The organism is Cryobacterium sp. RTC2.1, from assembly GCF_035018685.1.
Taxonomy (GTDB): Bacteria; Actinomycetota; Actinomycetes; order Actinomycetales; family Microbacteriaceae; genus Cryobacterium; species Cryobacterium glucosi.
Window position 1 is genome coordinate 37,373 of record NZ_JASJXJ010000004.1, and the last position, 21,788, is coordinate 59,160.

Sequence of the window (21,788 nt, forward strand, 5' to 3'; positions counted from 1 at the left end):
GGCAGGAAGCCGCAGGCAGGAAAGGGGTCTTCGCATGGCCGACGCACCCGACAACGCCCGCACGGACCACCGCACCGCGGGGTATTGGACAGTGCCCCTCGTGCGCGCTGCGATCGCCGTCGTCCCGGCCATCCTGATCACCTTCACCGCGAACCACTCCCCGGACTTCGGGCTCGTGGTGTTCGGCGCCTTCGCCTTCGTGAGTGGCGTCGCCGTCGCCGTGCTGAGCCGCCGCACTCTCGCAGACTCCCGTGAACGCAGCGCCTTCCTCGTGCAGGGCGTCGCCGGTGTCGTAGCCGGGGCGCTCGCGCTCGGCTTCCACGGCGGGGGGCTCGGCTTCTTCCTCTACCTCGTCACGGTCTGGGGCATCGTGACCGGCTTCCTGGAACTGTCGAGCGGCATCCGTGCCCGGCGCAGGGACCCTGCAGACCGTGACTGGCTCGTGATGGGCGCGGCGACCGTGCTGTTCGCGATCGTTGTGCTGGTGCTGCCGCCGAACGTCGTCGTTTCCGTCGGCCTGCTCGGCGCCTATCTCGTGATGCTCGCGGTCTACCTCGGCATCGCAGCGTTCTCACTCAAGTGGGCCGTGGCGGCCGGCGCCGCCCAGGTCCCCCTCGACTCGATTCACCCCGCAGCACCCAACGATTCGGACACTCAGTGACCCAGAACACGCCGCGCAAGCCCAGCCGCTCCGAAGTACTGAAGCCGCTCGAACTGGTCGGCCTCGCCGGCGTGATGGCCCTCTTCCTCGGGCTCGTCGTGCTGATGAGCACGAGGGAGCCGCTGCTCGCCCTGGTCGGGTTCGGCATCGCGTTCATCGTCGTGCTCGTCGTGATCGCGATGCTCGTGCTCAACATCAAGCCCAACGACGCCGAAAAGACCGACATCGACGAGCAGGACAAGGGCCAGCAGCCCTAAGCCGGTCAGCCGAGGTAGTCGACGAGACTGTCGGCGAGGCCGACGTATGCCGCGGGAGTCAACGCGAGCAGGCGGGCCCGGGCGTCCTCCCCGATCTCGAGCCCGGAGACGAAGGCGACGAGGTCGGCCTGGTTGATCCGCTTGCCACGGGTGAGCTCCTTGAGCAGCGCGTACGGGTCTGCGATCGTCGACCGGCCGGCCGAGACCTCCGCCCGGATCACGGTCTGGATGGCCTCGCCGAGGATCTCCCAGTTGACGTCGAGATCGTGAGCGAGCAGGGCCCTGTCGATGTCGATCTCGCCGAGCCCGCGCACGATGTTGTCGAGGGCGAGCAGGGAGTGGCCGAAGCCGACGCCGATGTTGCGCTGGGTCGTCGAATCGGTCAGGTCCCGCTGCATGCGCGAGGTGACCAGGGTCGCGGCGAGCGAGTCGAGGATCGCCGAGGACAGTTCGAGGTTCGCCTCGGCGTTCTCGAAGCGGATCGGGTTGATCTTGTGCGGCATCGTCGATGAGCCGGTCGCGCCGGCCTGAGGGATCTGCCGGAAGTAGCCGAGGGAGATGTAGGTCCACACGTCCGTTGCGAGGTTGTGCAGCACCCGGTTGACGTGGGACACCTTCGAGTACAGCTCGGCCTGCCAGTCGTGCGATTCGATCTGGGTCGTGAGCGGGTTCCAGGTCAGCCCGAGGCCCTCGACGAAGGCGCGGGACACGGCCGGCCAGTCGATCGTGGGATCCGCGGCGACGTGCGCCGCGAATGTTCCGGTCGCACCGCTGAACTTGCCGAGATAGTCGTTGGCCTCGACCTGCGCGGCCAGGCGCTCGAGCCGGTACACGAAGACCGCGATCTCCTTGCCGACGGTCGTCGGCGTTGCCGGCTGGCCGTGGGTGCGGGCGAGCATCGCATCCGCCCGGTATTCGAGGGCGCGCAGCCGGAGCAGTCCGATGGTCGCGCGGAGCTTGGGCAGCCAGACCTCGCGCACGGCGGAGCTCACGGTGAGGGCGTACGCGAGGTTGTTGATGTCCTCGCTCGTCGCGGCGAAGTGGGTGAGCTCGCTGATCCGGTCGAGGCCGAGCGTGGTCAGGCGGCGGCGCACGAGATACTCGACCGCCTTGACGTCGTGGCGGGTGGTGGCCTCGAGAACGGCGAGTTCGTCGATCTCGGCCTGGCCGAAGCCGGTGACGAGGGCGCGCAGCGAGGCCTTGTGTCCGGCGTCGAGCGGAGTGGAACCGAACAGGCTGCGATCGGTGAGGGTGATCAGCCACTCGACCTCGACGTGCACCCGCGCGCGGTTGAGTCCGGCCTCCGACAGGTACTCCCCGAGTTCGGTGACGGCGGCCCGGTAGCGGCCGTCTAGCGGGCTGAGGACCTGGGGGGGTAGTGGACTCATCGGACTCCCTGTCGAATTGCGGGCTCTAGTTGCGCGAAGAGCGCGAGGTTTGCCTTCTCAATCATGCCCAATACCGAGTCAAACAACGCATCGTCGGAATAGTACGGGTCCGGCACGTCGTGCAGGGACGCCTGTTCCTGGTCGAAGCTGAGCAGCAGGCGCACCTTGCTCCTGTCCCGGTCGCTCACCGCCCAGTTGCGCAGGATGCGCTCCTGGGTGCGGTCGAGCACGACGACGAGGTCGTAATCGCTGAACCAGACCGGGTCGAACTGGCGGGCGCGATGGTGGCTGCCGTCGTACCCCTGCCGTTTGAGGGCGGCGACCGTGCGGACATCCGCCTGCTCGCCGACGTGCCAGTCGCCGGTGCCCGCAGAGCTCGTGAAGATCAGCCGGCCGAGCCCGGACCGGGTGACCAGGTCGCGCAGGGTGATCTCCGCCATCGGCGAGCGGCAGATGTTGCCGGTGCAGACGAAGATGATCCGAAAGGGCGTCGCCTCGTCGGGGCGGATCGCCGAGAAGGTCATGGCTCCATTGTCCGTCACTTTCGCCTCCTCCACACCTGCTCGGGGGACTTCGCTTTCCCCAGGTTCCCGTCGGCGGGCGCTCCGGAGGGTAGTGGCGCACAGGATCGGTCTGTCGGGGCCCGCCGGGTCGGCCTCGCGGAAGGGCAGGCCGATGCAGTGGTGGCAGTATCCGCCGGAAACCGACCGGTTGACCGAACTGCGGCACCAGCGGATGCTGCTGCGCACCCTGGCCGACGACATCGCCCTCGCGGCGCGCCGGCTTCTCCCCGCCGGCGCCCCGGCAGAGTGGCGCTCCGAGGCGCAGCGCGCCTACCTCGACCGCCGCTGGGAACTCGCCGCGCTCCTGGCCGGGGCGGAGCGGAGCATCGAGGAGACCCTCACGGCGGTGCTCGCGCGGATCGACAGTGTGAAGGCTCAACTCGCGGCCGAGGAGGTGACGGCAGCGGCCGCTGCGACGACGTTGGTGCCGCAGGCACCGGGCGGAGCCCGGGCGACCCCCGGAGGCTGGTCGGAGTGAGGGGGCCGGGGTCCGGCGAGGGACTACTGATCTCCGGCGGTGGTGGAACCCTCGTCGCGACGGACGCCGTTCTCGCCGAGGCGGCCGTGCTCCGGGCGCTCCAGACGGAATCCGAGTCCTGGCGCGCCCGGCTCGCCCGGATCCGGGCGCTCGAGTCCTCGCCGACCCCGGCTGTGCGCTGGACGGACGCCGACCCGGGCCTCGGCATCCTGCGGACCGACACCGTGCTCGCCGACATCAGTGAGCGGAGCAGGGCGCTCGCCGACGCGCTCCTGACGGCCGCGGAAGGATACGGGCGCGTCGAACGGGTGGTCGAGCGGGCGAGCGGCGTCGCGGGAGCGTGGCTCGGCTACCTCGTGGGGCGTGCAGCCCCGCTGATGATCCTCGGTGCGCTGCCGAACCTCGCGGCCTTCGTCCTCGGCGGCCTCGTGAGCCGGGCGCTCTTCGGCGACTCTGTGGCCGGAGGGAGCCTGGCGGAGGTCGCGGCCTGGTTCCAGGCGAACCCGGGAGTGTTGAGCGACCCGGCCGTCGTCGCCGCGGTGCGCGTGCTCGTGTCCTCCGCCGACGACGCGGCCGTCGGCGCGCTCGGGTTGCCGTTTCCCGCAGCACTCGAACTGGGCGACGAGGGACTCGGCCTGCTCGGAGTCTCCTCCGTCGCCGGGGCGGCGCTGCTCCTGGTCCGTCCGTTCGGCCTGCTCGTGGAGACGCCGGTGAGCGTGCACCGGGTGACCGAGACCGGGAGCCCGGTGCATCCGGCCGTCCTCGCGGCCCTGCCCCCTGACGGTTTCGGGGAGCTCGCGCGGCGGATCCCCGACGCGAGGGCCGACGGTCCGCAGATCCGGATCGAGCGCTACGCCGGCAACGCTGGCTCCCCGCCGTCCTGGATCGTCTATGTCGGCGGCACCGCGGAGTGGGACCCGACCGGCACAGGGCAGCCGTTCGACCTGACCAGCGATGTCGCCGGCGCTGCGGCGGGCGACGCGGGTTCGGGCCCAGGCAACCTCGGCCCCTCCGGTTCGTATCGCGCCGTCGTCGAGGCGATGCACGCCGCCGGTGTCCAGCCGCAGGACCCGGTGCTCCCGGTCGGGCACTCCCTCGGCGGTCAGATCGCGGTCCAGCTCGCGGAGTCCGGAGAATTCAACACCGTCGGTGTCGCCTCCTTCGGCGGCCCGACGGCAGCGCTCTCCATTCCGGCCGGGGTGGAGGCCGTCACCGTCGAGCACACCGACGACATCGTTCCGGCGTTCGGCGGCATGCCGCCAGGGGTCGACGACCGGGTCCTCGTGCGCAGCAGGGCGTTCGCCGCCGGTGAGGCGCCGGCAGGGCAGGCATTGCCTGCGCATTCCCTTACGAGCTACCAGGCCACCGCCCGCCTGATGGACGGGTCGGCGGAGCCGAACCTGCTGCGCTTCCGGGACACCCTGGCCGGGGTCGGCGCAACCGGACCGGCCGAGGTCACCCGGTGGCGCGGCATCCGCGTGACCGGGCCGTGAACCCGGGCGGGCCGTGAACCCGGGCCGTGAACCAGGTGCGGGGGTGGGTTACTGGCGGCCGGTGGCGGGACGCGCGAGCACGCCGAGCAGCCAGCTGATGATGCCGAGAACGAGTGCCCCGAGCACCCCGGTCCAGAAGCCGTCGACATGCAAGCCGAAGCCGAGGCCGTCGGAGATCAGGGCCACGAGCATGAGGAGCAGGCCGTTGACGATGAGCGCGAGGAGGCCGAGGGTCAGAACGTAGAGCGGGAAGGCGATGACACGCACAAAACCGCCGATCACGCCGTTGACGAGACCGAAGATGAGGGCAATGAGGAGATACGTCACGACGATGGCGCCGGTGTCCGGCGCATAGGGTTCGACACTCACTCCCGAGACGAGGAGGGTGGTGAGCCACAGGGCGACGGCATTGAGGATGAGCTTGATCAGGAATCTGGCCATGCGACCACTATGGCACCTGACCGGGCGCTGCGCTTGGGTGGTGCGGCCTGCGGCACGCCCGGTCTCCGCGCGGCTCATGCGGTCGCGCGAATACGCCCCGGCGTAGAATCGCCGAGTGAGCCCCACAGACCAGTCAGCGGTGCGACTGCGCCCCGAAATCATCGCCCTCCCGGCCTACAGGCAGGGAAAGGCGGCAGCCGCGAGTGCCTTCAAGCTCTCGAGCAACGAGAACCCGTTCGGGCCACTGCCCGGTGTGATCGCTGCCGTCGGCGCCGAGACGACGTACAACCGCTATCCGGATGCCTCCGCGTCCGAACTGCGGGAACGCCTCGCCGCACGCTACGGGCTTTCGCCGGACGAGGTGCACGTGGGCAGCGGTTCCGTCGCCCTGCTCTCCCAGCTCATCCTCGCCGCGGCGGGCCCAGGGGACGAAGTCGTCTATTCCTGGCGCTCCTTCGAGGCGTACCCGAGCCTCGTCACCGTCGCAGGCGCGACGAGCGTGCAGGTGCCCAACCGGCCGGATCACGGCCACGACCTCACCGCCATGGCCGCCGCGATCACCGACCGCACCCGCGTGCTCATCGTCTGCAGCCCGAACAACCCGACAGGCACGATCGTGCACGCTGCGGAGTTCGAGGCCTTCATGGCGGTCGTCCCCTCGACGCTGCTCGTCATCCTCGACGAGGCGTACGCCGAGTTCGTGACCGACCCCGACGCCGTCAGGGGCATCTCCCTGCTGGGCCGCTACCCGAACCTCGTCGTGCTCCGCACCTTCTCCAAGGCATACGGCCTCGCCGGGCTCCGGGTCGGCTACGGCCTCGGGCCGGTTGCGATCCTCGACGCTGCCCGTGCGACGGCGATTCCGCTGTCGGTCACGGGGGTCGCCAGTGCTGCCGCGATCGCATCGCTCGATGTCGATGACGAACTCATGGAACGGGTGCGCACCATCGGCATCCGTCGTGACACGATCTGGCGCGCGCTCACCGAGCAGGGCTGGAACACTCCCGCACCCCAGGGCAACTTCATCTGGTTGCCGACGGGCGCGGAAACCGGTGTCGCCGCCGAGGCGCTCGGTGCGGCCGGACTCGTGGTGCGGCCCTTCCCCGAGGGGATCCGGATCTCAATTGGCGAGGAAGAATCTGTGGAAGAACTACTGCGAACCTGCGCGGAACTTGTACAAAATCTACCAATAGGGCATTCGGCCCGGCGGCTAGGTTAGTACGATGGCAGCGCGCGAGAACGACTCACCCCTGGTTCAGGTGCTCTCGACGAGCGGGCTCGTCGAGCCGAGCGAGGCGGCGGCGGAGTTCATGCCCTACCTCGACCGCCTGACCGAAGACGACCTCCGCAGGTTCTACCGTGACATGGTCGTCGTCCGTCGTTTCGACAAGGAGGCGGCGAACCTGCAACGGCAGGGCCAGCTCGCCCTGTGGGTGCCGAGCCACGGCCAGGAGGCCGCCCAGGTCGGCAGCGCGTATGCCACCCGCCCCCAGGACCACGTCTTCCCCTCCTACCGTGAGCACGTCGTCGGCATGATCCGCGGGCTCGACCTCGTCGACATCCTGCGGATGCTGCGCGGCGTCACCCTCGGTGGCTGGACCCCCGAGGATCACGGCAACTTCCATCTCTACACTCTCGTGCTCGCCTCGCAGACCCTGCACGCGACCGGATACGCGATGGGCATGCAGCTCGACGGCACGACCGCGACCGGCAACCCCGAAACCGACGAGGCGGTCATCGTCTACTACGGCGACGGAGCCTCCTCCCAGGGTGACGCGAACGAGGCCCTCGTCTTCGCGGCGAGTTACCAGACCCCGCAGGTCTTCTTCCTGCAGAACAACCACTGGGCGATCTCGGTGCCGGTCACCCGGCAGTCGCGCACCCCGCTCTACCTCCGCGCCGGCGGCTTCGGCATGCCCGGCACCCAGGTCGACGGCAATGACGTGCTCGCGAGCTACGCCGTCACCGCCAAGCACCTCGACGACGCGCGCGCGGGCAAGGGCCCCGCCCTGATCGAGGCGATGACCTACCGGGTCGGTGCGCACACCACCGCAGACGACCCCACCAAGTACCGTGACCCGGAGGAACTCGCCGCCTGGGTCGCGAAAGACCCGATCGTCCGGTTCCGCGCCTACCTGCAGGGCCTCGGCGTCGAGCAGGACTTCCTCGACGCCGTCGACGAGGAGGCCGAGGACCACGCAGCGGATGTCCGCCGCCGCGCCCTCGAGATCCGCTCGCCCGAGCGTTCCGTCATCTTCGACAACGTCTACGCCGAACCCCACCCGCTGATCCAGGAACAGAAGGCCTGGCTCGACCGATACGAAGCATCCTTCGAAGGAGGCGACGCGTGAGCGACACGATCGTGACCGAGACCCCGGTCCGGGAGCCGGCCGCTTCTGCAGTGCCCGCGGCAGCATCCGCCGTTCCAGCCACCTCGGCGAACCTCCCGATGGCCAAGGCCCTGAACGCCGGCCTCCGGCAGGCGATGCTCGACAATCCGAAGGTCCTGATGATGGGCGAGGACATCGGACCGCTCGGCGGCGTGTTCCGCGTCACCGAGGGCCTGCACGCCGAATTCGGCGACAAGCGCGTGCTCGACACCCCGCTCGCAGAGTCCGGCATCGTCGGCACCGCGATCGGCCTCGCCCTCCGCGGCTACCGTCCCGTCTGCGAGATCCAGTTCGACGGCTTCGTCTTCCCCGGCTTCGACCAGATCACCAGCCAGCTCTCCCGGATGCGCAACCGGCACGAGGGCCAGGTCACGATGCCCGTCGTGATCCGGATTCCCTACGGCGGACACATCGGCTCGATCGAGCACCACCAGGAGAGCCCGGAGGCGTACTTCGCGCACACCCCGGGCCTGCGCGTCGTGAGCCCCTCGAACCCGCACGACGCCTACTGGATGATGCAGGAGGCGATCGCCTCCGACGACCCGATCATCTTCTTCGAGCCGAAGAACCGCTACTGGCCCAAGGGCGAGGTCCGTTTCGGCGCGAGCGGGATTCCCCTGCACGCGAGCCGGGTCGTCCGTGCCGGCTCCGACGTCACCCTCGTCGGCCATGGCGCCATGGTCACTGTCCTGCTGCAGGCCGCCGAACTCGCCGCGGTCGAGGGCATCAGCATCGAGGTCATCGACCTGCGCTCGATCTCCCCGATCGACTACGGCCCCATCCTCACCTCCGTGGAGAAGACCGGCCACCTGGTCGTCGCCCAGGAAGCATACGGCTTCGTGAGCGTCGGCTCGGAAATCGCGGCGACCGTCACGGAGCGCTCGTTCTACCACCTCGAGGCTCCCGTGCTGCGGGTTTCCGGCTTCGACACCCCCTTCCCGCCCGCGGCCGTCGAGACCCACTTCCTGCCGTCCCCCGACCGGGTCCTCGAAGCGGTCGATCGTTCCCTCGCCTACTGACATGCACCACCCCGCACCTAGCATGACCCACAGCAAGGAATCCAGATGAGCGTCCTGAACTTCACCCTTCCCGATGTCGGTGAGGGCCTCACCGAGGCTGAAATCGTCGAGTGGCGGGTCGCCCCCGGCGACACCGTGTCGATCAACCAGGTGCTCGTCGAGATCGAGACGGCCAAGTCGCTCGTCGAACTGCCGTCTCCGTTCGTCGGCGTCGTCGGCGCCATCCTCGTGGAGGTCGGAACGACCGTGGACGTCGGAACGGTGATCATCACCATCGTCCCCGCCGAGGAGCCCGCAGCCGTCAGTCCGGCTCCGGCCGCTGCTCCCGCTGCCGTGACGGCGGATGCCGGAGCAGGACAGGTCCCCGCCGCACACGTCACCGAGCTGGCCGGCGCAGCCCTCGACACCGGGTCGACCATCACCGCTGAGGAGCCGAAGGTGCTCGTCGGTCGGGGAGCCGCTCCGAGCGTGCCGACCCGTCGCCGTCGGGGATCCGACGGTGCCGCGCCGCACGCCTCGATCGCTCCTCCCGCGATCGAAACGCCCCGGCCGGCCGCCGCAGCCCAGGCGCGGGCGCCGCGAGCGGCATCCGCCGGTCCCGTCATCGCCAAGCCCCCGATTCGCAAGCTCGCGAAGGACCTCGGCGTCGATCTCGCCCTCGTCGAGGCGACCGGCCCCGTCGGCGACGTCACCCGCGAGGACGTGCTGCGCGGGGCGACCCAGGCGAGCGTGTTCCGCAACATCCAGACGCCCGAGTGGCCGAGCGACCGTGAGGAGCACATCCCGGTCAAGGGCGTGCGCAAGGCGATCGCGCAGGCCATGGTCGGCAGCGCGTTCACCGCGCCGCACGTCAGCCTGTTCGTCGACGTCGACGCCACGCGCACGATGGAGTTCGTCAAGCGCCTCAAGTCCTCGACCGACTTCGCCGGGGTGCGGGTCTCGCCGATGCTGATCATGGCCAAGGCGATGATCTGGGCCGTGCGCCGCAACCCCACCGTGAACTCGGTCTTCACCGATCAGGAAATCATCATCAAGCACTACGTGAACCTCGGCATCGCCGCGGCCACCCCGCGCGGGCTGATCGTGCCGAACGTCAAGGAAGCCCAGGACATGAGCCTCCTCGAGCTCGCTCGCGCCCTCGAGACGCTCACCCTCACGGCGCGCGACGGCAAGACGACGCCGGCAGACCAGGCCGGGGGCACGATCACGATCACGAACATCGGCGTCTTCGGCATGGACACCGGCACCCCGATCCTCAACTCCGGCGAAGCCGGGATCGTCGCCCTCGGCACGATCAAGCCCAAGCCCTGGGTCGTCGACGGCGAGGTGCGCGTGCGCCAGGTCACGACCATCGGCGCGAGCTTCGACCACCGGGTCGTCGACGGAGACGTGGCGAGCCGCTTCCTGGCGGATGTCGCGAGCATCATCGAGGAACCGGCCCTCCTCCTCGAATAGCGGGTTCAGACTTTGGGAAGGCTTACCTCACCAGCTCTTTAACGCGCTGGTGAGGTAAGGCTTTCCACGCTGGCGGACGTGGATTCCCTGTGGTCTGATGTTCCAATGACCTCCATCGCCCCCGCCAGAATCGCCCCCGTCGCTCCTGCGGTCGAAGCCGCAGCCGACGACCGGAAGCGCACCGAGAGCCACGCCGGCCGCCTGAACTGGCTTCGCGCCGGGGTGCTCGGCGCCAACGACGGTATCGTCTCCGTCGCAGCCCTCGTCGTCGGCGTCGCCGGCGCGAGCGGCTCGACCGCAGTCATTGCCGCGGCCGGCACAGCCGGTCTCGTCGGCGGGGCGATCTCGATGGCCCTCGGTGAATACGTCTCCGTCAGCAGCCAGAGCGACAGCCAGCGCACCCTGATCGCGCGCGAGAAGCACGAACTGAGCATCGACCCGGAGGGCGAGCTCGAGGAACTCGCGAAACTCTACGAAAAGCAGGGCCTCGCGCCCGCGACCGCCCGCCAGGTCGCCACGGAATTCACCGCGATCGACCCTGTGCGCGCCCACCTGCTGGCCGAGCACAGCATCACGGAAGACGACGTCGTCAGCGCCTGGCATGCCGCCTGGGTCTCCGCCGCGGCGTTCACCCTCGGCGCGCTGCTCCCGTTCCTGGCGATCCTGCTCCTGCCCGCGAGCGTGCGCATCCCGATCACCTTCGGCGCCGTGCTCGTCGCCCTCGCCGCCCTCGGCGCGACCGGCGCCCACCTCGGCGGCAGCCCCAAGCTGCGGGCGATCATCCGCGTCGTGCTCGGCGGCGCCGCCGCGCTCGTGGTCACCTTCCTGATCGGGTCCCTGCTCGGCACCTCCGGCGTCGTCTAGCCCGCCAGCCACCAAGCGGTGGCGAGCCCACCTAATGGTTTTGACAATCATTATCAATAGGGATAGCGTCGCTTACGTGACCCCCTCGAAAATCCTCGTACCCGCACTCCTGGCCGCGGCCGCGCTCACCCTCAGCGGATGCTCGGCCACGACGCCCGGTTCGGCCGGAGGCTCAGGAGGAGCATCGGGCGACCTCCGGGTCGTCGCGACAACCACCCAGGTCGCCGACCTCGCCCGCAACGTGATCGGGGATGCCCCGGGCGTCACGCTGACCCAGCTCATCCAGCCGAACCAGAGCGCGCACAGCTACGACCCGTCCGCGGCCGACCTGACCGCCCTCGGCCGCGCCGATGTGCTCGTCATCAACGGCGTCGGCCTCGAGGAATGGCTCACCGACGCGATCGACGCCTCCGGCTTCCATGGCGTCACGATCGACTCCGATGCGGGCATCACGATCGCAGAGAGCGGCGCCGGAAACGACGAGGCCCCCCACACGGCGGATGCCGCACACGACCACGCGGGCGGCAACCCGCACATCTGGACCGACGTCGCGAACGCGGAAGCCATGACCCGCACCATCGCCGCCGGTCTCGCGGCCGCGAGTGCCGCCGACGCCGACCGGGCAGCTGCCTTCACGGCCAACGCCGCCGGCTACGGAAGCACGCTCGCAGCGCTCGACGGCTGGATCCGCACGAACATCGACCCGGTCCCCGCCGCGGAGCGGCTTCTCGTCAGCAACCACGACGCCTTCGGTTATTTCACGGCCGCATACGGCATCACCTACGTCGGCAGCGTGATCCCGAGCTTCGACGACAACGCCGAACCGAGCGCAACCGAAATCGACCAACTCGTCACGAAGATCAAGGCCACCGGCGTCAAGGCCGTGTTCTCCGAGGCCTCGATCAGCCCCAAGGCCGCCGACACGATCGCCCGGCAGGCCGGCGTCACCGTGTACTCCGGCGACGACGCCCTGTATGGCGATTCCCTCGGCCCGGCCGGCAGCGACGGTGCCACCTACGTCGCCTCTCAGCTGCACAATGTGCGCCTGATCCTCGAGTCCTGGGGCAGAGTCCCCACCGCCGTACCGGCAGACCTGCGAGAGTGAACACGTGAACGAGAACGATTCTCAACCGCGGACCGCCGCGCCGCTCGCCCTCCACGTGGCCGGGGCATCCTTCGCATACGCCCAGACGCCCGCGCTCGAAGACGTCGCCTTCGACCTGCGCGCGGGTGAGGCCGTCGCCCTGATCGGGCCGAACGGTTCGGGAAAGTCGACCCTACTCAAGGGAGTGCTCGGCCTGATCCATCGCACAGCAGGCACGGTCGAAGTGCTCGGTGAATCCCCGGCCCCCGCAGGCGCGGTCGGGTACGTGCCCCAGGCCGACGAGCTCGACCCGGAATTCCCGGTCACCCTCGAACAGGTGGTCATGATGGGGCGATACCGTTCCCTCGGCTGGCTGCGCCTGCCCGGCAAACGCGACCGCGCGCACGTCGCAGCGGCCCTCGAGGCCGTCGGCCTCTCCGAACGCGCCAGGACCCGGTTCGGCGAACTCTCCGGGGGCCAGCAGCAGCGCGGCCTCCTCGCCCGCGCCCTCGCATCCGGGCCCCGCCTGCTCCTGCTCGACGAACCGTTCAACGGCCTCGACCAGGAGAACCGCAACGCGCTCGTGGACACCGTGAAGCGACTCAAGGCCGACGGTGTTGCCGTGCTCATCTCGACGCACGACCTCGAACTCGCCCGCGACGTCTGCGAATCGGTCCTGCTGCTGAACGGCGGCCAGGTCGCCTTCGGCCCACTCGACGAGGTGCTCAGCCTTGAGAACGTCCAGCGCACCTTCCGGTCCGTCGGGGTCGAACTCGACGAGCACACCGTCGTCGTGCCCAGCCACACGGGGCACTGAGTGGATGCCTGGGGCGCGCTTCTCGACGCCTTCTCCCTGCCGTTCATGTCCCGCGCCCTCGTGGTGCTCCTCGTGCTGAGCCTCGTCGCGGGCATCGTCGGCGTGCTGGTCAACCTGCGCGGGCTCGAATTCATCAGCGACGGGCTCACCCACGCGGTGTTTCCCGGCATCGCGATCGGGTTCGTCTGGGGCGGCCGTGAGGGCCTCTTCGCGGGGGCGATCGTCGCGGCAGTGCTCACTGCGATCGTGTTGGCGGTGCTGATGCGCAAGGCTGTGCCGGTCGACGCCGCGATCGCGATCGTGTTCACGGCCATGTTCAGCATCGGCGTGATCGTCGTGTCCCGGCAGACCAACTACGTCGGCCAGCTCGAACAGCTCCTGTTCGGGCGGCTGCTCACGATCAGCGTGGTCGAGGTCGTCCAGACGATCGTGATCTGCGCGATCGCCCTCCTCCTCGTGGGAGTCACACTCAAGGAGCAACTCTTCCGCGCCTTCGACCGCACCGGGTTCTCCGCCGTCGGCTACCGGCCCTTCGTGCTCGACCTCGTGCTCAACGTGGCGATCGCGCTCGTCGTCGTCGCCGCGTCGAGCGCCGTCGGAACCCTGCTCGTGCTCGCGGTGCTGATCGTTCCCGGCGCGGTCGCACGGCTCGTGACCGTGCGCCTGTGGCTGCTGTTCCCGGTCGCGGCGGTGTTCGCCGCCGTCGCGGCGTGGCTCGGCCTCTCCCTCGGCTATGTGGCATCCGTGGGGGCCGGCATCAACCTGCCGAGCGGCGCGACCGTCGTGCTCGTACTCGTCGCCGGGTACGCCCTCGCCCTCGTCGGCCGACTCCTGCTCGACCGGCTGCGCGCGCCGCAGCCTCGGCCCGCGGCGGTGCTCTGATGGATTACTTCAGCACCGCCCTCATCGCCGCGACCGTGATCGGCGCACTCTGCGGCCTCGTCGGCTCCCTTGTCGTGCTGCGCCGGCGCACCTTCTTCGCCCAGGCCCTCACCCACGCCACCTTCCCCGGCGCGGTCGCCGCGGCCATGCTCGGGCTGAGCATTCCGCTCGGGGCTTTCGTCGCGAGCATCGCCATCGTCGGAATCATGACCGTGATCGGCCGGGTGCGCCGCCAGGGCAGCCAGGTGGCCTCTGGCATCGTCCTCACGGCGGGCTTCGCGCTCGGGGTGCTCCTGCAGGCGCTCAACCCGTCGCTGCCCGTTCACGTCGATTCGTTCCTCGTCGGATCCATCCTGACCACGACCGGTTCCGACATCGGCCTCGCCGGCGGCGTCCTCGTGGTCGCCGTTCTGGTGATCGTCTTCTTCGGCAAGGAACTGCTGTTCTCGACCTTCGATGCGAGTGGATACCGCGCGGCCGGATACCGGGAATGGCCGATGGAACTCCTGACCCTGGGCCTCATCACCGCGACCGTCGTGACCGCGATGCCCGCGGTCGGCGCGATCCTCGCGATCGCCCTGATCGCAGCCCCCGCGGCCGCCGCACGCCTGCTCGCCCGCACCACGGGGCAGATCCTCGTCGCGGCACCCGTCCTCGGGGCGACGGCCGGGATCAGCGGGGTACTGCTCTCGCGCGCCATCGACGTCGCCGCCGGGCCCGCGATCGCGCTCACCGCAGCAGGGTTCTTCCTCCTGGCTCTCGCCGTGCGTCAGATCCGCTCCCGGGCCGGCAGTTCCCGGACCGCCGCCCTGCCCACCCGGCCGGCTTCCGGTCGTGCCGCCGCCCGGGCGAGCCTAGGGTGGGAGTCATGAAGCGCAACACCTGGCAGCGCGAGGCTGTGCGCACCGCCCTCAGCGACACGGTCGGATTCGTGAGCGTGCAGGGCCTGCACACCCGCCTGCACGCCACCGGATCCCCGATCGGACTCGCGACGGTCTACCGCGCCCTCGCCGACCTCGCGGGCGAAGGCGAGGCCGACTGCTTGCAGTCGCCCGACGGCGAAAGCCTCTACCGGGCCTGCAGCACGACAGACCACCACCACCACCTGATCTGCCGGCACTGCGGCCTCACCGTCGAAATCGAAGCGGATGCCGTCGAAACCTGGGCGAAGAACGTCGCCGCCGAGCACGGCTTCACCCAGGCCGCCCACGTCGTCGACGTGTTCGGCCTGTGCGCGGCGTGCACCGCGGCATCCGCCGCCGCCGCCATCGCCTGAGCGGAGTTGCGCGGACACCCGTCGACCCGTAGAGTTGGCGGTTGCTGCGCATATCTTTGCGTGCACTGCCGGAATACATCGGCTTCGCTTTCTGAACCAGTGAAGTGGAACTGCTGTGCCCGGCCGACAAGAGATCTTGGGAAGGGCATTCGCCCTTCGGTATTGGAGGAGAACCATGGCAGCAACCTGCCAGGTGACCGGAGCCGTTCCCGGCTTTGGACACAACGTTTCGCACTCGCACCGACGCACCAAGCGTCGTTTCGACCCGAACGTACAGACCAAAAAGTACTACGTGCCTTCGTTGCGCCGTAACGTCACCCTGACCCTCTCGGTCAAGGGAATCAAGGTTATCGATGCTCGTGGCATTGAGTCGGTCGTCAAGGACCTGCTCGCCCGTGGGGAGAAAATCTAATGGCCAAGCAGCATGACGTCCGCCCGATCATCAAGCTCCGCTCGACGGCCGGCACCGGTTACACGTATGTGACCCGCAAGAACCGTCGTAACGACCCCGACCGTCTCGTGCTCAAGAAGTACGACCCCGTAGTGCGCAAGCACGTTGACTTCCGAGAGGAGCGCTAACACATGGCCAAGAAGAGCAAGATCGCCCGTAACGAACAGCGCAAGATCGTTGTTGCCCGTTACGCCGTCAAGCGCCTGGAGCTGAAGAAGGCCCTCGTCGACGAGTCCGGTACGGACGAGTCGCGCGAGGCAGCCCGCCTCGGCCTCCAGAAGCTTCCCCGCAACGCTTCGCCGGTGCGCGTGCGCAACCGCGACGCCGTCGACGGTCGCCCCCGTGGCCACCTCTCCAAGTTCGGCATCTCGCGCGTGCGTTTCCGCGACATGGCGCACCGCGGCGAGCTGCCCGGCATCACCAAGTCCAGCTGGTAACACCCGCTGAATCGCTTCGCTGAACTCCGGTTCCGCGAATGAGGGGATGTCGACTTCGGTCGACATCCCCTTTCTCGTACCCGGGCGGATGTCTCGTCGAGGGACCCCGGATTCCGCGCACAGCGGAAATGGCACTCCCGGAAGGGCAAAAAGCGCCCCAAGATGCCGAAAAACGCCGGAAATACGCGGAAGTTCCCGGAACTCTGTTAGATTCAACGCGGTCCAACCGACCAACGGATGCGCCTTCTGGCGTCGCCCGCATTACCCGCATACCTGTTTTTTACAGACGAAGGTCCGAGGAGGACACTCAATGGCTGACAAGTCGCTGAACAAGACCGAGCTCGTTGCCAAGGTTGCCGCAGACTCTGGCCAGAGCCAGGTTGCCGTCGACAGCGTGCTCAACGCATTCTTTGCCGCACTCGCCGAAACCGTCGCGAGCGACGGCAAGGTCACCATCCCGGGCTGGCTCGGCGTCGAGCGCACCGCCACCGCGGCGCGCACCGGCCGCAACCCGCAGACCGGCGAAGAAATCGCCATCGCAGCAGGCCACCGCGTCAAGCTGACCGCCGGCAGCAAGCTGAAGGCCGCCGCCAAGTAACATCGGCACCCGTTCCACCTGCTTCACCCGCTTCATCTGCTTCACCTGCTTCATACAGAGGAGGGCGTCGGCTTCGGCCGGCGCCCTCCTCTGCGTCCGGTCCGTGGCATCCGCTCTCGGCATACCCACCCGGCTGGCCGGTTAAGCTGGAGCCGTGCCTCGTCTCGTGCGGATCTCCGGTCCTGCAGCCCTCCTCCTGGTGGCCGTGCTCTCGACCCTGCTGGCCCTCGCCTACGGCGGCGGCGCTGCTGCGCAACTGCTCGCAGACCCGGGGCCGCTCGTGCGCTGGGGACTCCCGGTGGCGAAGCTGCTCGTCAACCTCGGTGCTGCGGGCACGATCGGCGCCCTCGTGCTCGCCTGCTTCGCGCTCAGCCCCCGCGAGAACGCATACGGCACCTCGCTCGACTTCGCCGCGGGAGCCGCGGCACTCTTCACCGCCGCCTCCGCTCTCACCGGGTTCCTGACCTTCCTGCAGGTGACGGATGTCCCGTTGGCCTTCGACGACCGCTTCAGCGCGACCGCCGGCCAGTTCTTCAGCCAGATCGAACTCGGCCAGGCCTGGCTCGCGACCACGCTCATCGCCGCGGGCGTCACGGTGCTGTGCTTCGCGGTGCGCAGCCAGACCGGGCTCGTTTTCGTCACGGCCCTCGCGATCGGCGCCCTCGTTCCGATGGCGCTCCAGGGCCACGCAGCGGGCAGCCAGGGCCACGACGTCGCGATCACGGCACTCGGACTGCACCTCGTGTTCGCGGCGATCTGGCTCGGCGGGCTCCTGACGGTCGTCGTGCTCCGCAAACAGCTCGAGGGCACGCGTATCAACGCCGTCATCGGCCGCTATTCGACGCTCGCCCTCGTGAGTTTCATCGTCGTCGCGGCCTCCGGTTACGTCAGCGCCGAACTGCGGATCGGCAGCATCGACCGGCTTCTGACGCCGTACGGCATCCTCGTGCTCGTGAAGGTCGTCGCCCTCATCACGCTCGGCGGTTTCGGTGTGTTGCAGCGCCGGTTCCTCGTCGAGCGGATGCGCCGGGCCACGCTCGCGGGACCGGGCGCCGCCGGCCGCAGCGCGGGCACCTGGTTCTGGTGGCTCGTGGTCGGCGAGCTCGCTTTCATGGGACTCGCCTCAGGGGTTGCTGCGGCGCTCGCCCGTACCGCGACCCCGGTCGCCCAGGTCGTGGCGACCCAGGTCGCCACCTCGACCCCCGCGCAGATCCTCACCGGCGAGCTGCTGCCGCCAGAGCTGACCTTCGCCCGGTACTTCACCGAGTGGGACTTCGACCTGGCCTGGGTGCTGTTCTGCGCCTTCGGGATCTTCTTCTACCTGGCCGGGGTCTACCGGTTGCACAAGCGCGGTGACTCCTGGCCTGTCTACCGGACCGTGTCCTGGGTGGTGGGGATGCTCATCCTCTTCTACATCACCAACGGCGGCGCCAACCTGTACGCGAAGTATCTGTTCTCGTCGCACATGCTGATGCACATGGCGCTCACCATGCTGGTGCCGGTGTTCCTCGTGCCCGGCGCCCCGATCACCCTTGCCGCCCGGGCCATCCACAAGCGCACCGATGAGAGCCGCGGAGCCCGCGAGTGGATCCTCCTCGCGGTGCACTCCCGGTACGCGGGCGTCCTGACGAACCCGATCGTCGCCGCAGTGCTCTGGGCCGGCTCCCTCTGGGTGTTCTACTACTCGAACCTGTTCAGCTGGGCGACGACCGACCATATCGGGCACGAGTGGATGGTCGTGCACTTCCTGATCACCGGGTACCTGTTCGTGCAGTCCCTGATCGGCATCGACCCGGTGCCGTACCGGCTGCCCTACGCCTTCCGGCTGCTGCTGCTGCTCGGCACGATGGCGTTCCACGCCTTCTTCGGGGTCGCCCTGATGACCGGGACGGGCCTGCTCCTCGCCGACTGGTACGGCGCGATGGGCCGTACCTGGGGGGTCAGTGCGATCGCCGACCAACAGCTGGGCGGCGGCATCGCCTGGAGCGTCGGCGAGATCCCGACGATCGCGCTGGCGATCGCCGTCGCGATCCAGTGGTCCCGCAGTGACGAGAAGGAAACCCGGCGCAAGGACCGCAACGCCGACCGGACCGGCGAGGCCGAGCTCATCCGCTACAACGCCCAGCTCGAGCGGCTCGCCTCGCGCGACACCCGGCAGCCCTAGTCCCTGCCGGAATCGGTCAGCGGAGCTGGATCGCGAGCGACCCGTCGGCCCCGACCACGACCTGGATCGCGACCGCGAACGGAACATCCTCATCCCGGGTGCTGAGGTCCCCGTCGAAGAGCGACTGCACGGCGACCTTGATGTGCGCCCTGCCTGCCGTCGCCGGCATGTCGAAGGCGGTGTCCCCGGCGGCGAGCGTCACGGCCGGGTATTCGGGAATCGACCAGGTCGGCACCGACTTGACCCTGTCGTTGATCTCGATCCCGAAGGGGCAATCAGAGGGCTGCAGGACCGTCTGCGTCGCGCAGGAATCGAGGAAGGCGTTGAGCTCCGACTGGACCTGCCCGACGAAGGACGCGTTCGGTTCGGCGTCGACCGAGACATCCGTCGCCCCGGACTGCGTGACGGGAACCGACTGCGGCGCCGCGGTCAGCAGGGCCGACTCGTGCGCGATCGTGTACCGGGCCGGGGCGAACGCGAGGTACGCGGCCTGGTTCGAGAACGTCACCGGGCCGTCGGCCGCCGCGTGCGCGCGCGTGTCGAGGGTGAGGCCGTTGACCGAGAAACTCGCCTCGTGCAAGACCGTGACGCCGAGCACCGCGAGGGGGCTGGTGTCGAAGCGCCACGAGTCGAAGACCGCCGCGTACGTTCCCGCCCTGGCCACCCGGAACTCCATCGTCTCCGGAGCACCGTCGAGGTCGAAGGCGTAGATCACGCTGTGCACCTCGGCGGTGCCGGTGCCTGTGCCTGTGTCGGCGGCGTCCGGCTGCACGGTGTCGCTGACGAGCCTGATCGCGGTGATCGAACTGAGCACGGATGCCCGCAGCAGCGTGTCGGGAAGTTCCGTCGGCAGGCCCGCCGCCGTCAGCTCTGCCGTGGTCGGGGTCACCCCCGGCAGGGTGAGTGCGCTCGCGGTGTCGTGTCTGGCCAGGGCGTCGAGGTACTGGCGCACAAAACCACCCGCGCTGTACACCTCGCGGTTGAGCGAACCGATCGCCGCGAACAGCGCGGCGACGAGGAGGACGACAACCACGACGACGGCGACGAGGGTTCGGCCCCGGTCGCGCGGGGCCGTGCGGTCGCGGTTGCTCACGTCCACATTCTACGGGCGCGATTCTGAGGTGCCGGCGTGCGTGGGTGCGGGACGGGAGCTGCGATGTCCACGGATGCCCGGCATCCGCCCCCGGCACCGGCCCGGGCGGATACAGTGGAATGTTCCCTCCATTCCTACTGAAAGCGACCCGTGTCCCCGATTTCGTTGTCGCGTGAGCAGGCCGAGGTCTACCAGGCCATCGAGAACACGCGCCAGAATGTCTTCGTGACGGGGCGCGCCGGCACCGGCAAGTCGACGCTGCTGAACCACCTGTCGTGGAACACCAGCAAGCAGATCGTGATCGCCGCCCCGACCGGTGTCGCGGCGCTCAACGTGGGCGGGCAGACGATCCATTCGCTCTTCCGGCTGCCGATCGGGGTCATCGCCGACCACGCGATCGACCAGAACGACCAGGTCAAGAAGCTGCTCAACACGATCGACACCGTCGTGATCGACGAGGTCTCGATGGTCAACGCCGACCTGATGGACGCGATCGACCGCAGCCTCCGGCAGGCCAGGCAGCGCCCGAACGACAGCTTCGGCGGCGTGCAGATCGTCTTGTTCGGCGACCCGTACCAGCTCGCGCCCGTCCCCGGCGATTCCGACGAGCGGGCGTACTTCACCGACACCTACCGGTCGATGTGGTTCTTCGACGCGAAGGTCTGGAAGGGCGCTGAACTGCGCATCTTCGAACTGACCGAGGTGCACCGGCAGCGGGATGCCGACTTCCGGCACATGCTGAACGCCGTGCGCTACGGGCAGGTCACCGCGGAGATCGGCGGCGCGCTCAACGCAGCGGGCGCCCGCACCCCGCCTGCAGAGGGCGTGATTACCCTCGCCACCCGCAACGACGCGGTCAACCGGATCAACGCGGCCGCGCTCAAACGACTGCCGGGCAAGGCGCTCACCGCGAAGGCAGAGGTCACCGGTGACTTCGGCGGCCGCACCTATCCAGCGGACGCGGTGCTCGAGCTCAAGGTGGGCGCCCAGGTGATGTTCCTGCGCAACGACTCTCCGCTCGACGGCGGCGCGCGCTGGGTCAACGGCAGCATCGGCACGGTCACGAAGGTGGATTCGACGGTCTACGTCGAGATCGACGGCACGACGCACGAGGTGGAGCCGGCCGTGTGGGAGAAGTACAAGTACAGCTACAACCAGGCGACGAAGAAGCTCAGCAGGGACGTCGTCGCCGAGTTCACCCAGTTCCCGCTGCGGCTGGCCTGGGCGGTCACCATCCACAAGTCCCAGGGCGCGACGTACGAACGGGCGATCGTCGACCTCGGCACCAGGGTCTTCAGCCCCGGCCAGACCTACGTTGCCCTCAGCCGGCTGACCGGCCTCGACGGGCTCTACCTCACCCGGCCGCTGCGGCCGAGCGACATCATCGTCGACGAGGACGTGCAGCGGTTCATGGGCAGCCAGGGCGCCCTGCCCGCGTCCTGACCCGCGGCTAGTGGTGGTGGCCGGCCGGGGTCTCGGGGGTAGGGGCCGAGGGAAGACCGTGCGAGCCGTGCGGGACGGCGTGCGCGCCGGCATCCGTCGCGGCCAGCGCCGGTGTGGTGAGCCCGGAGACGACGAGGGCGGCGAGCGTGAGAGCCGCGAGGAAGCGCCACCCGCCGGCCGTCTCACCCGCTGGGGTGTGTGCCGAATCCAGGACGTGGTGCCTGATTCGGGTTGGCTCGGGGCGATTCGGGCCGGATTCGGCCTGAACTCCTGAATTCGGAACGCGCTCGGTGGTGGTGGTGCCGGTGCTGGCGGCGCGGCGGGTGCGGCGCAGGGCGAGTGCAAGGGAGCCGGCCAGGAAGAGGTCGAAGAGGGTTGCGGTGGCCATCGGCTGGAGCGGGAGGCCGGTCGCGGTCGCCGGCACGCCGAGGCCGCTGCCGAGGGTTGCGACGGCGCCCCAGACAAAGACAGGGATCAGGGCTCCGAAGAGCGCTGCCCCGGGGGCGAGTGCCCGCCCCCGGGCCCCCGGTGCGG

24 protein-coding genes and 1 pseudogene are annotated in these 21,788 nt (G+C 69.1%); 20 read left to right on the forward strand and 5 right to left on the reverse strand.

The window, feature by feature from the left end; translation table 11 throughout:
• The first annotated feature begins 34 nt into the window (after positions 1–34).
• Together QN357_RS01230 and QN357_RS01235 are read left to right on the forward strand one after the other, a co-directional pair.
• Positions 35–661, forward strand: coding sequence for a DUF308 domain-containing protein (locus tag QN357_RS01230; RefSeq protein ID WP_134448523.1), 627 nt, complete (start codon positions 35–37; stop codon positions 659–661).
• Complete coding sequence (locus QN357_RS01235) at positions 658–918, forward strand: hypothetical protein (protein ID WP_134448521.1); 261 nt, start codon at positions 658–660, stop codon at positions 916–918. The genes QN357_RS01230 and QN357_RS01235 overlap by 4 nt, the downstream gene beginning before the upstream one ends.
• Before the next feature lie 5 nt (positions 919–923).
• Here QN357_RS01235 and purB read toward each other — a convergent pair whose 3' ends face one another.
• On the reverse strand, positions 924–2,306 hold the full coding sequence (gene purB / locus QN357_RS01240) for an adenylosuccinate lyase (protein WP_134558128.1): 1,383 nt from the start codon (positions 2,304–2,306) through the stop codon (positions 924–926).
• Positions 2,303–2,830: a low molecular weight protein-tyrosine-phosphatase gene (locus QN357_RS01245; RefSeq protein ID WP_134558160.1), complete on the reverse strand. Its 528-nt coding sequence runs from the start codon at positions 2,828–2,830 to the stop codon at positions 2,303–2,305. Before QN357_RS01245 ends, purB begins: the two co-directional genes overlap by 4 nt.
• Before the next feature lie 151 nt (positions 2,831–2,981).
• On the opposite strand from QN357_RS01245, the gene QN357_RS01250 reads away from it, so the two are divergent.
• Together QN357_RS01250 and QN357_RS01255 are read left to right on the forward strand one after the other, a co-directional pair.
• Positions 2,982–3,347 (forward strand): hypothetical protein, encoded by a 366-nt coding sequence (locus QN357_RS01250; RefSeq protein ID WP_322136859.1) that lies wholly within the window; start codon positions 2,982–2,984, stop codon positions 3,345–3,347.
• Positions 3,344–4,840, forward strand: a complete 1,497-nt coding sequence (locus QN357_RS01255; protein WP_134448514.1) for a hypothetical protein — start codon at positions 3,344–3,346, stop codon at positions 4,838–4,840. Before QN357_RS01250 ends, QN357_RS01255 begins: the two co-directional genes overlap by 4 nt.
• 48 nt (positions 4,841–4,888) lie before the next feature.
• On the opposite strand, the gene QN357_RS01260 is transcribed toward QN357_RS01255, so the two are convergent.
• On the reverse strand, positions 4,889–5,281 hold the full coding sequence (locus QN357_RS01260; protein WP_134448512.1) for a phage holin family protein: 393 nt from the start codon (positions 5,279–5,281) through the stop codon (positions 4,889–4,891).
• 115 nt (positions 5,282–5,396) lie between these two features.
• Here QN357_RS01260 and QN357_RS01265 point away from each other — a divergent pair, with 115 nt between their 5' ends.
• The 15 genes from QN357_RS01265 to QN357_RS01335 all read left to right on the forward strand — a co-directional run bounded on the left by QN357_RS01265 (position 5,397) and on the right by QN357_RS01335 (position 18,718).
• Positions 5,397–6,500, forward strand: a complete 1,104-nt coding sequence (locus QN357_RS01265; protein ID WP_322136857.1) for a histidinol-phosphate transaminase — start codon at positions 5,397–5,399, stop codon at positions 6,498–6,500.
• 4 nt (positions 6,501–6,504) lie between these two features.
• Entirely contained in the window at positions 6,505–7,632 is a 1,128-nt protein-coding gene (pdhA, locus tag QN357_RS01270) for a pyruvate dehydrogenase (acetyl-transferring) E1 component subunit alpha (protein ID WP_134448510.1), read from the forward strand.
• 98 nt (positions 7,633–7,730) lie between these two features.
• Positions 7,731–8,690, forward strand: a complete 960-nt coding sequence (locus tag QN357_RS01275; protein WP_323504295.1) for an alpha-ketoacid dehydrogenase subunit beta — start codon at positions 7,731–7,733, stop codon at positions 8,688–8,690.
• A gap of 45 nt (positions 8,691–8,735) precedes the next feature.
• On the forward strand, positions 8,736–10,145 hold the full coding sequence (locus QN357_RS01280; RefSeq protein ID WP_322189036.1) for a dihydrolipoamide acetyltransferase family protein: 1,410 nt from the start codon (positions 8,736–8,738) through the stop codon (positions 10,143–10,145).
• A gap of 105 nt (positions 10,146–10,250) precedes the next feature.
• On the forward strand, positions 10,251–11,009 hold the full coding sequence (locus QN357_RS01285) for a VIT1/CCC1 transporter family protein (RefSeq protein ID WP_134448506.1): 759 nt from the start codon (positions 10,251–10,253) through the stop codon (positions 11,007–11,009).
• A gap of 76 nt (positions 11,010–11,085) precedes the next feature.
• Positions 11,086–12,114, forward strand: coding sequence for a metal ABC transporter substrate-binding protein (locus tag QN357_RS01290; RefSeq protein WP_198413675.1), 1,029 nt, complete (start codon positions 11,086–11,088; stop codon positions 12,112–12,114).
• A gap of 4 nt (positions 12,115–12,118) precedes the next feature.
• Positions 12,119–12,910, forward strand: coding sequence for a metal ABC transporter ATP-binding protein (locus QN357_RS01295; RefSeq protein ID WP_134448502.1), 792 nt, complete (start codon positions 12,119–12,121; stop codon positions 12,908–12,910).
• Positions 12,911–13,792, forward strand: a complete 882-nt coding sequence (locus QN357_RS01300; RefSeq protein WP_134448500.1) for a metal ABC transporter permease — start codon at positions 12,911–12,913, stop codon at positions 13,790–13,792.
• Entirely contained in the window at positions 13,792–14,664 is an 873-nt protein-coding gene (locus QN357_RS01305) for a metal ABC transporter permease (RefSeq protein WP_323504294.1), read from the forward strand. The genes QN357_RS01300 and QN357_RS01305 overlap by 1 nt, the downstream gene beginning before the upstream one ends.
• Positions 14,661–15,068: a Fur family transcriptional regulator gene (locus QN357_RS01310; protein ID WP_134448496.1), complete on the forward strand. Its 408-nt coding sequence runs from the start codon at positions 14,661–14,663 to the stop codon at positions 15,066–15,068. The genes QN357_RS01305 and QN357_RS01310 overlap by 4 nt, the downstream gene beginning before the upstream one ends.
• Before the next feature lie 175 nt (positions 15,069–15,243).
• Entirely contained in the window at positions 15,244–15,480 is a 237-nt protein-coding gene (rpmB, locus tag QN357_RS01315; protein ID WP_134448494.1) for a 50S ribosomal protein L28, read from the forward strand.
• A complete protein-coding gene (rpmG, locus tag QN357_RS01320; protein ID WP_092322741.1) occupies positions 15,480–15,647 on the forward strand; it encodes a 50S ribosomal protein L33 in 168 nt (55 codons plus the stop codon). Before rpmB ends, rpmG begins: the two co-directional genes overlap by 1 nt.
• 3 nt (positions 15,648–15,650) lie before the next feature.
• On the forward strand, positions 15,651–15,956 hold the full coding sequence (rpsN, locus tag QN357_RS01325) for a 30S ribosomal protein S14 (RefSeq protein WP_134448490.1): 306 nt from the start codon (positions 15,651–15,653) through the stop codon (positions 15,954–15,956).
• Positions 15,957–16,266: 310 nt separating this feature from the next.
• Complete coding sequence (locus QN357_RS01330) at positions 16,267–16,554, forward strand: HU family DNA-binding protein (protein WP_134448488.1); 288 nt, start codon at positions 16,267–16,269, stop codon at positions 16,552–16,554.
• A gap of 154 nt (positions 16,555–16,708) precedes the next feature.
• Complete coding sequence (locus QN357_RS01335) at positions 16,709–18,718, forward strand: cytochrome c oxidase assembly protein (protein WP_174774570.1); 2,010 nt, start codon at positions 16,709–16,711, stop codon at positions 18,716–18,718.
• A gap of 16 nt (positions 18,719–18,734) precedes the next feature.
• Here the strand turns inward: QN357_RS01335 and QN357_RS01340 are convergent, their stop codons facing one another.
• Positions 18,735–19,811 (reverse strand): hypothetical protein, encoded by a 1,077-nt coding sequence (locus QN357_RS01340; RefSeq protein WP_322189043.1) that lies wholly within the window; start codon positions 19,809–19,811, stop codon positions 18,735–18,737.
• A 150-nt stretch (positions 19,812–19,961) separates the two neighbouring features.
• Between QN357_RS01340 and QN357_RS01345 the strand changes: the two genes are divergently transcribed.
• The gene (locus tag QN357_RS01345; protein ID WP_134448484.1) at positions 19,962–21,254 is read left to right on the forward strand and encodes an ATP-dependent DNA helicase; all 1,293 of its coding nucleotides are present in this window, start codon (positions 19,962–19,964) and stop codon (positions 21,252–21,254) included.
• 7 nt (positions 21,255–21,261) lie between these two features.
• On the opposite strand, the pseudogene QN357_RS01350 reads toward QN357_RS01345, so the two are convergent.
• Positions 21,262–21,788: pseudogene (locus QN357_RS01350) on the reverse strand (hypothetical protein); the annotation flags it as partial.

Bases quoted from the DNA above. Each gene is read 5' to 3' on its own strand.
- QN357_RS01230 (WP_134448523.1), top strand. From the start codon at position 35: ATGGCCGACGCACCCGACAACGCCCGCACGGACCACCGCACCGCGGGG.
- pdhA (WP_134448510.1), top strand. From the start codon at position 6,505: ATGGCAGCGCGCGAGAACGACTCACCCCTGGTTCAGGTGCTCTCGACG.
- QN357_RS01305 (WP_323504294.1), top strand. From the start codon at position 13,792: ATGGATTACTTCAGCACCGCCCTCATCGCCGCGACCGTGATCGGCGCA.
- QN357_RS01245 (WP_134558160.1), bottom strand. From the start codon at position 2,830: ATGACCTTCTCGGCGATCCGCCCCGACGAGGCGACGCCCTTTCGGATC.
- QN357_RS01275 (WP_323504295.1), top strand. From the start codon at position 7,731: ATGGCCAAGGCCCTGAACGCCGGCCTCCGGCAGGCGATGCTCGACAAT.
- QN357_RS01260 (WP_134448512.1), bottom strand. From the start codon at position 5,281: ATGGCCAGATTCCTGATCAAGCTCATCCTCAATGCCGTCGCCCTGTGG.
- rpmB (WP_134448494.1), top strand. From the start codon at position 15,244: ATGGCAGCAACCTGCCAGGTGACCGGAGCCGTTCCCGGCTTTGGACAC.
- QN357_RS01280 (WP_322189036.1), top strand. From the start codon at position 8,736: ATGAGCGTCCTGAACTTCACCCTTCCCGATGTCGGTGAGGGCCTCACC.
- QN357_RS01250 (WP_322136859.1), top strand. From the start codon at position 2,982: ATGCAGTGGTGGCAGTATCCGCCGGAAACCGACCGGTTGACCGAACTG.
- QN357_RS01310 (WP_134448496.1), top strand. From the start codon at position 14,661: ATGAAGCGCAACACCTGGCAGCGCGAGGCTGTGCGCACCGCCCTCAGC.
- rpsN (WP_134448490.1), top strand. From the start codon at position 15,651: ATGGCCAAGAAGAGCAAGATCGCCCGTAACGAACAGCGCAAGATCGTT.
- rpmG (WP_092322741.1), top strand. From the start codon at position 15,480: ATGGCCAAGCAGCATGACGTCCGCCCGATCATCAAGCTCCGCTCGACG.
- QN357_RS01330 (WP_134448488.1), top strand. From the start codon at position 16,267: ATGGCTGACAAGTCGCTGAACAAGACCGAGCTCGTTGCCAAGGTTGCC.
- QN357_RS01285 (WP_134448506.1), top strand. From the start codon at position 10,251: ATGACCTCCATCGCCCCCGCCAGAATCGCCCCCGTCGCTCCTGCGGTC.
- purB (WP_134558128.1), bottom strand. From the start codon at position 2,306: ATGAGTCCACTACCCCCCCAGGTCCTCAGCCCGCTAGACGGCCGCTAC.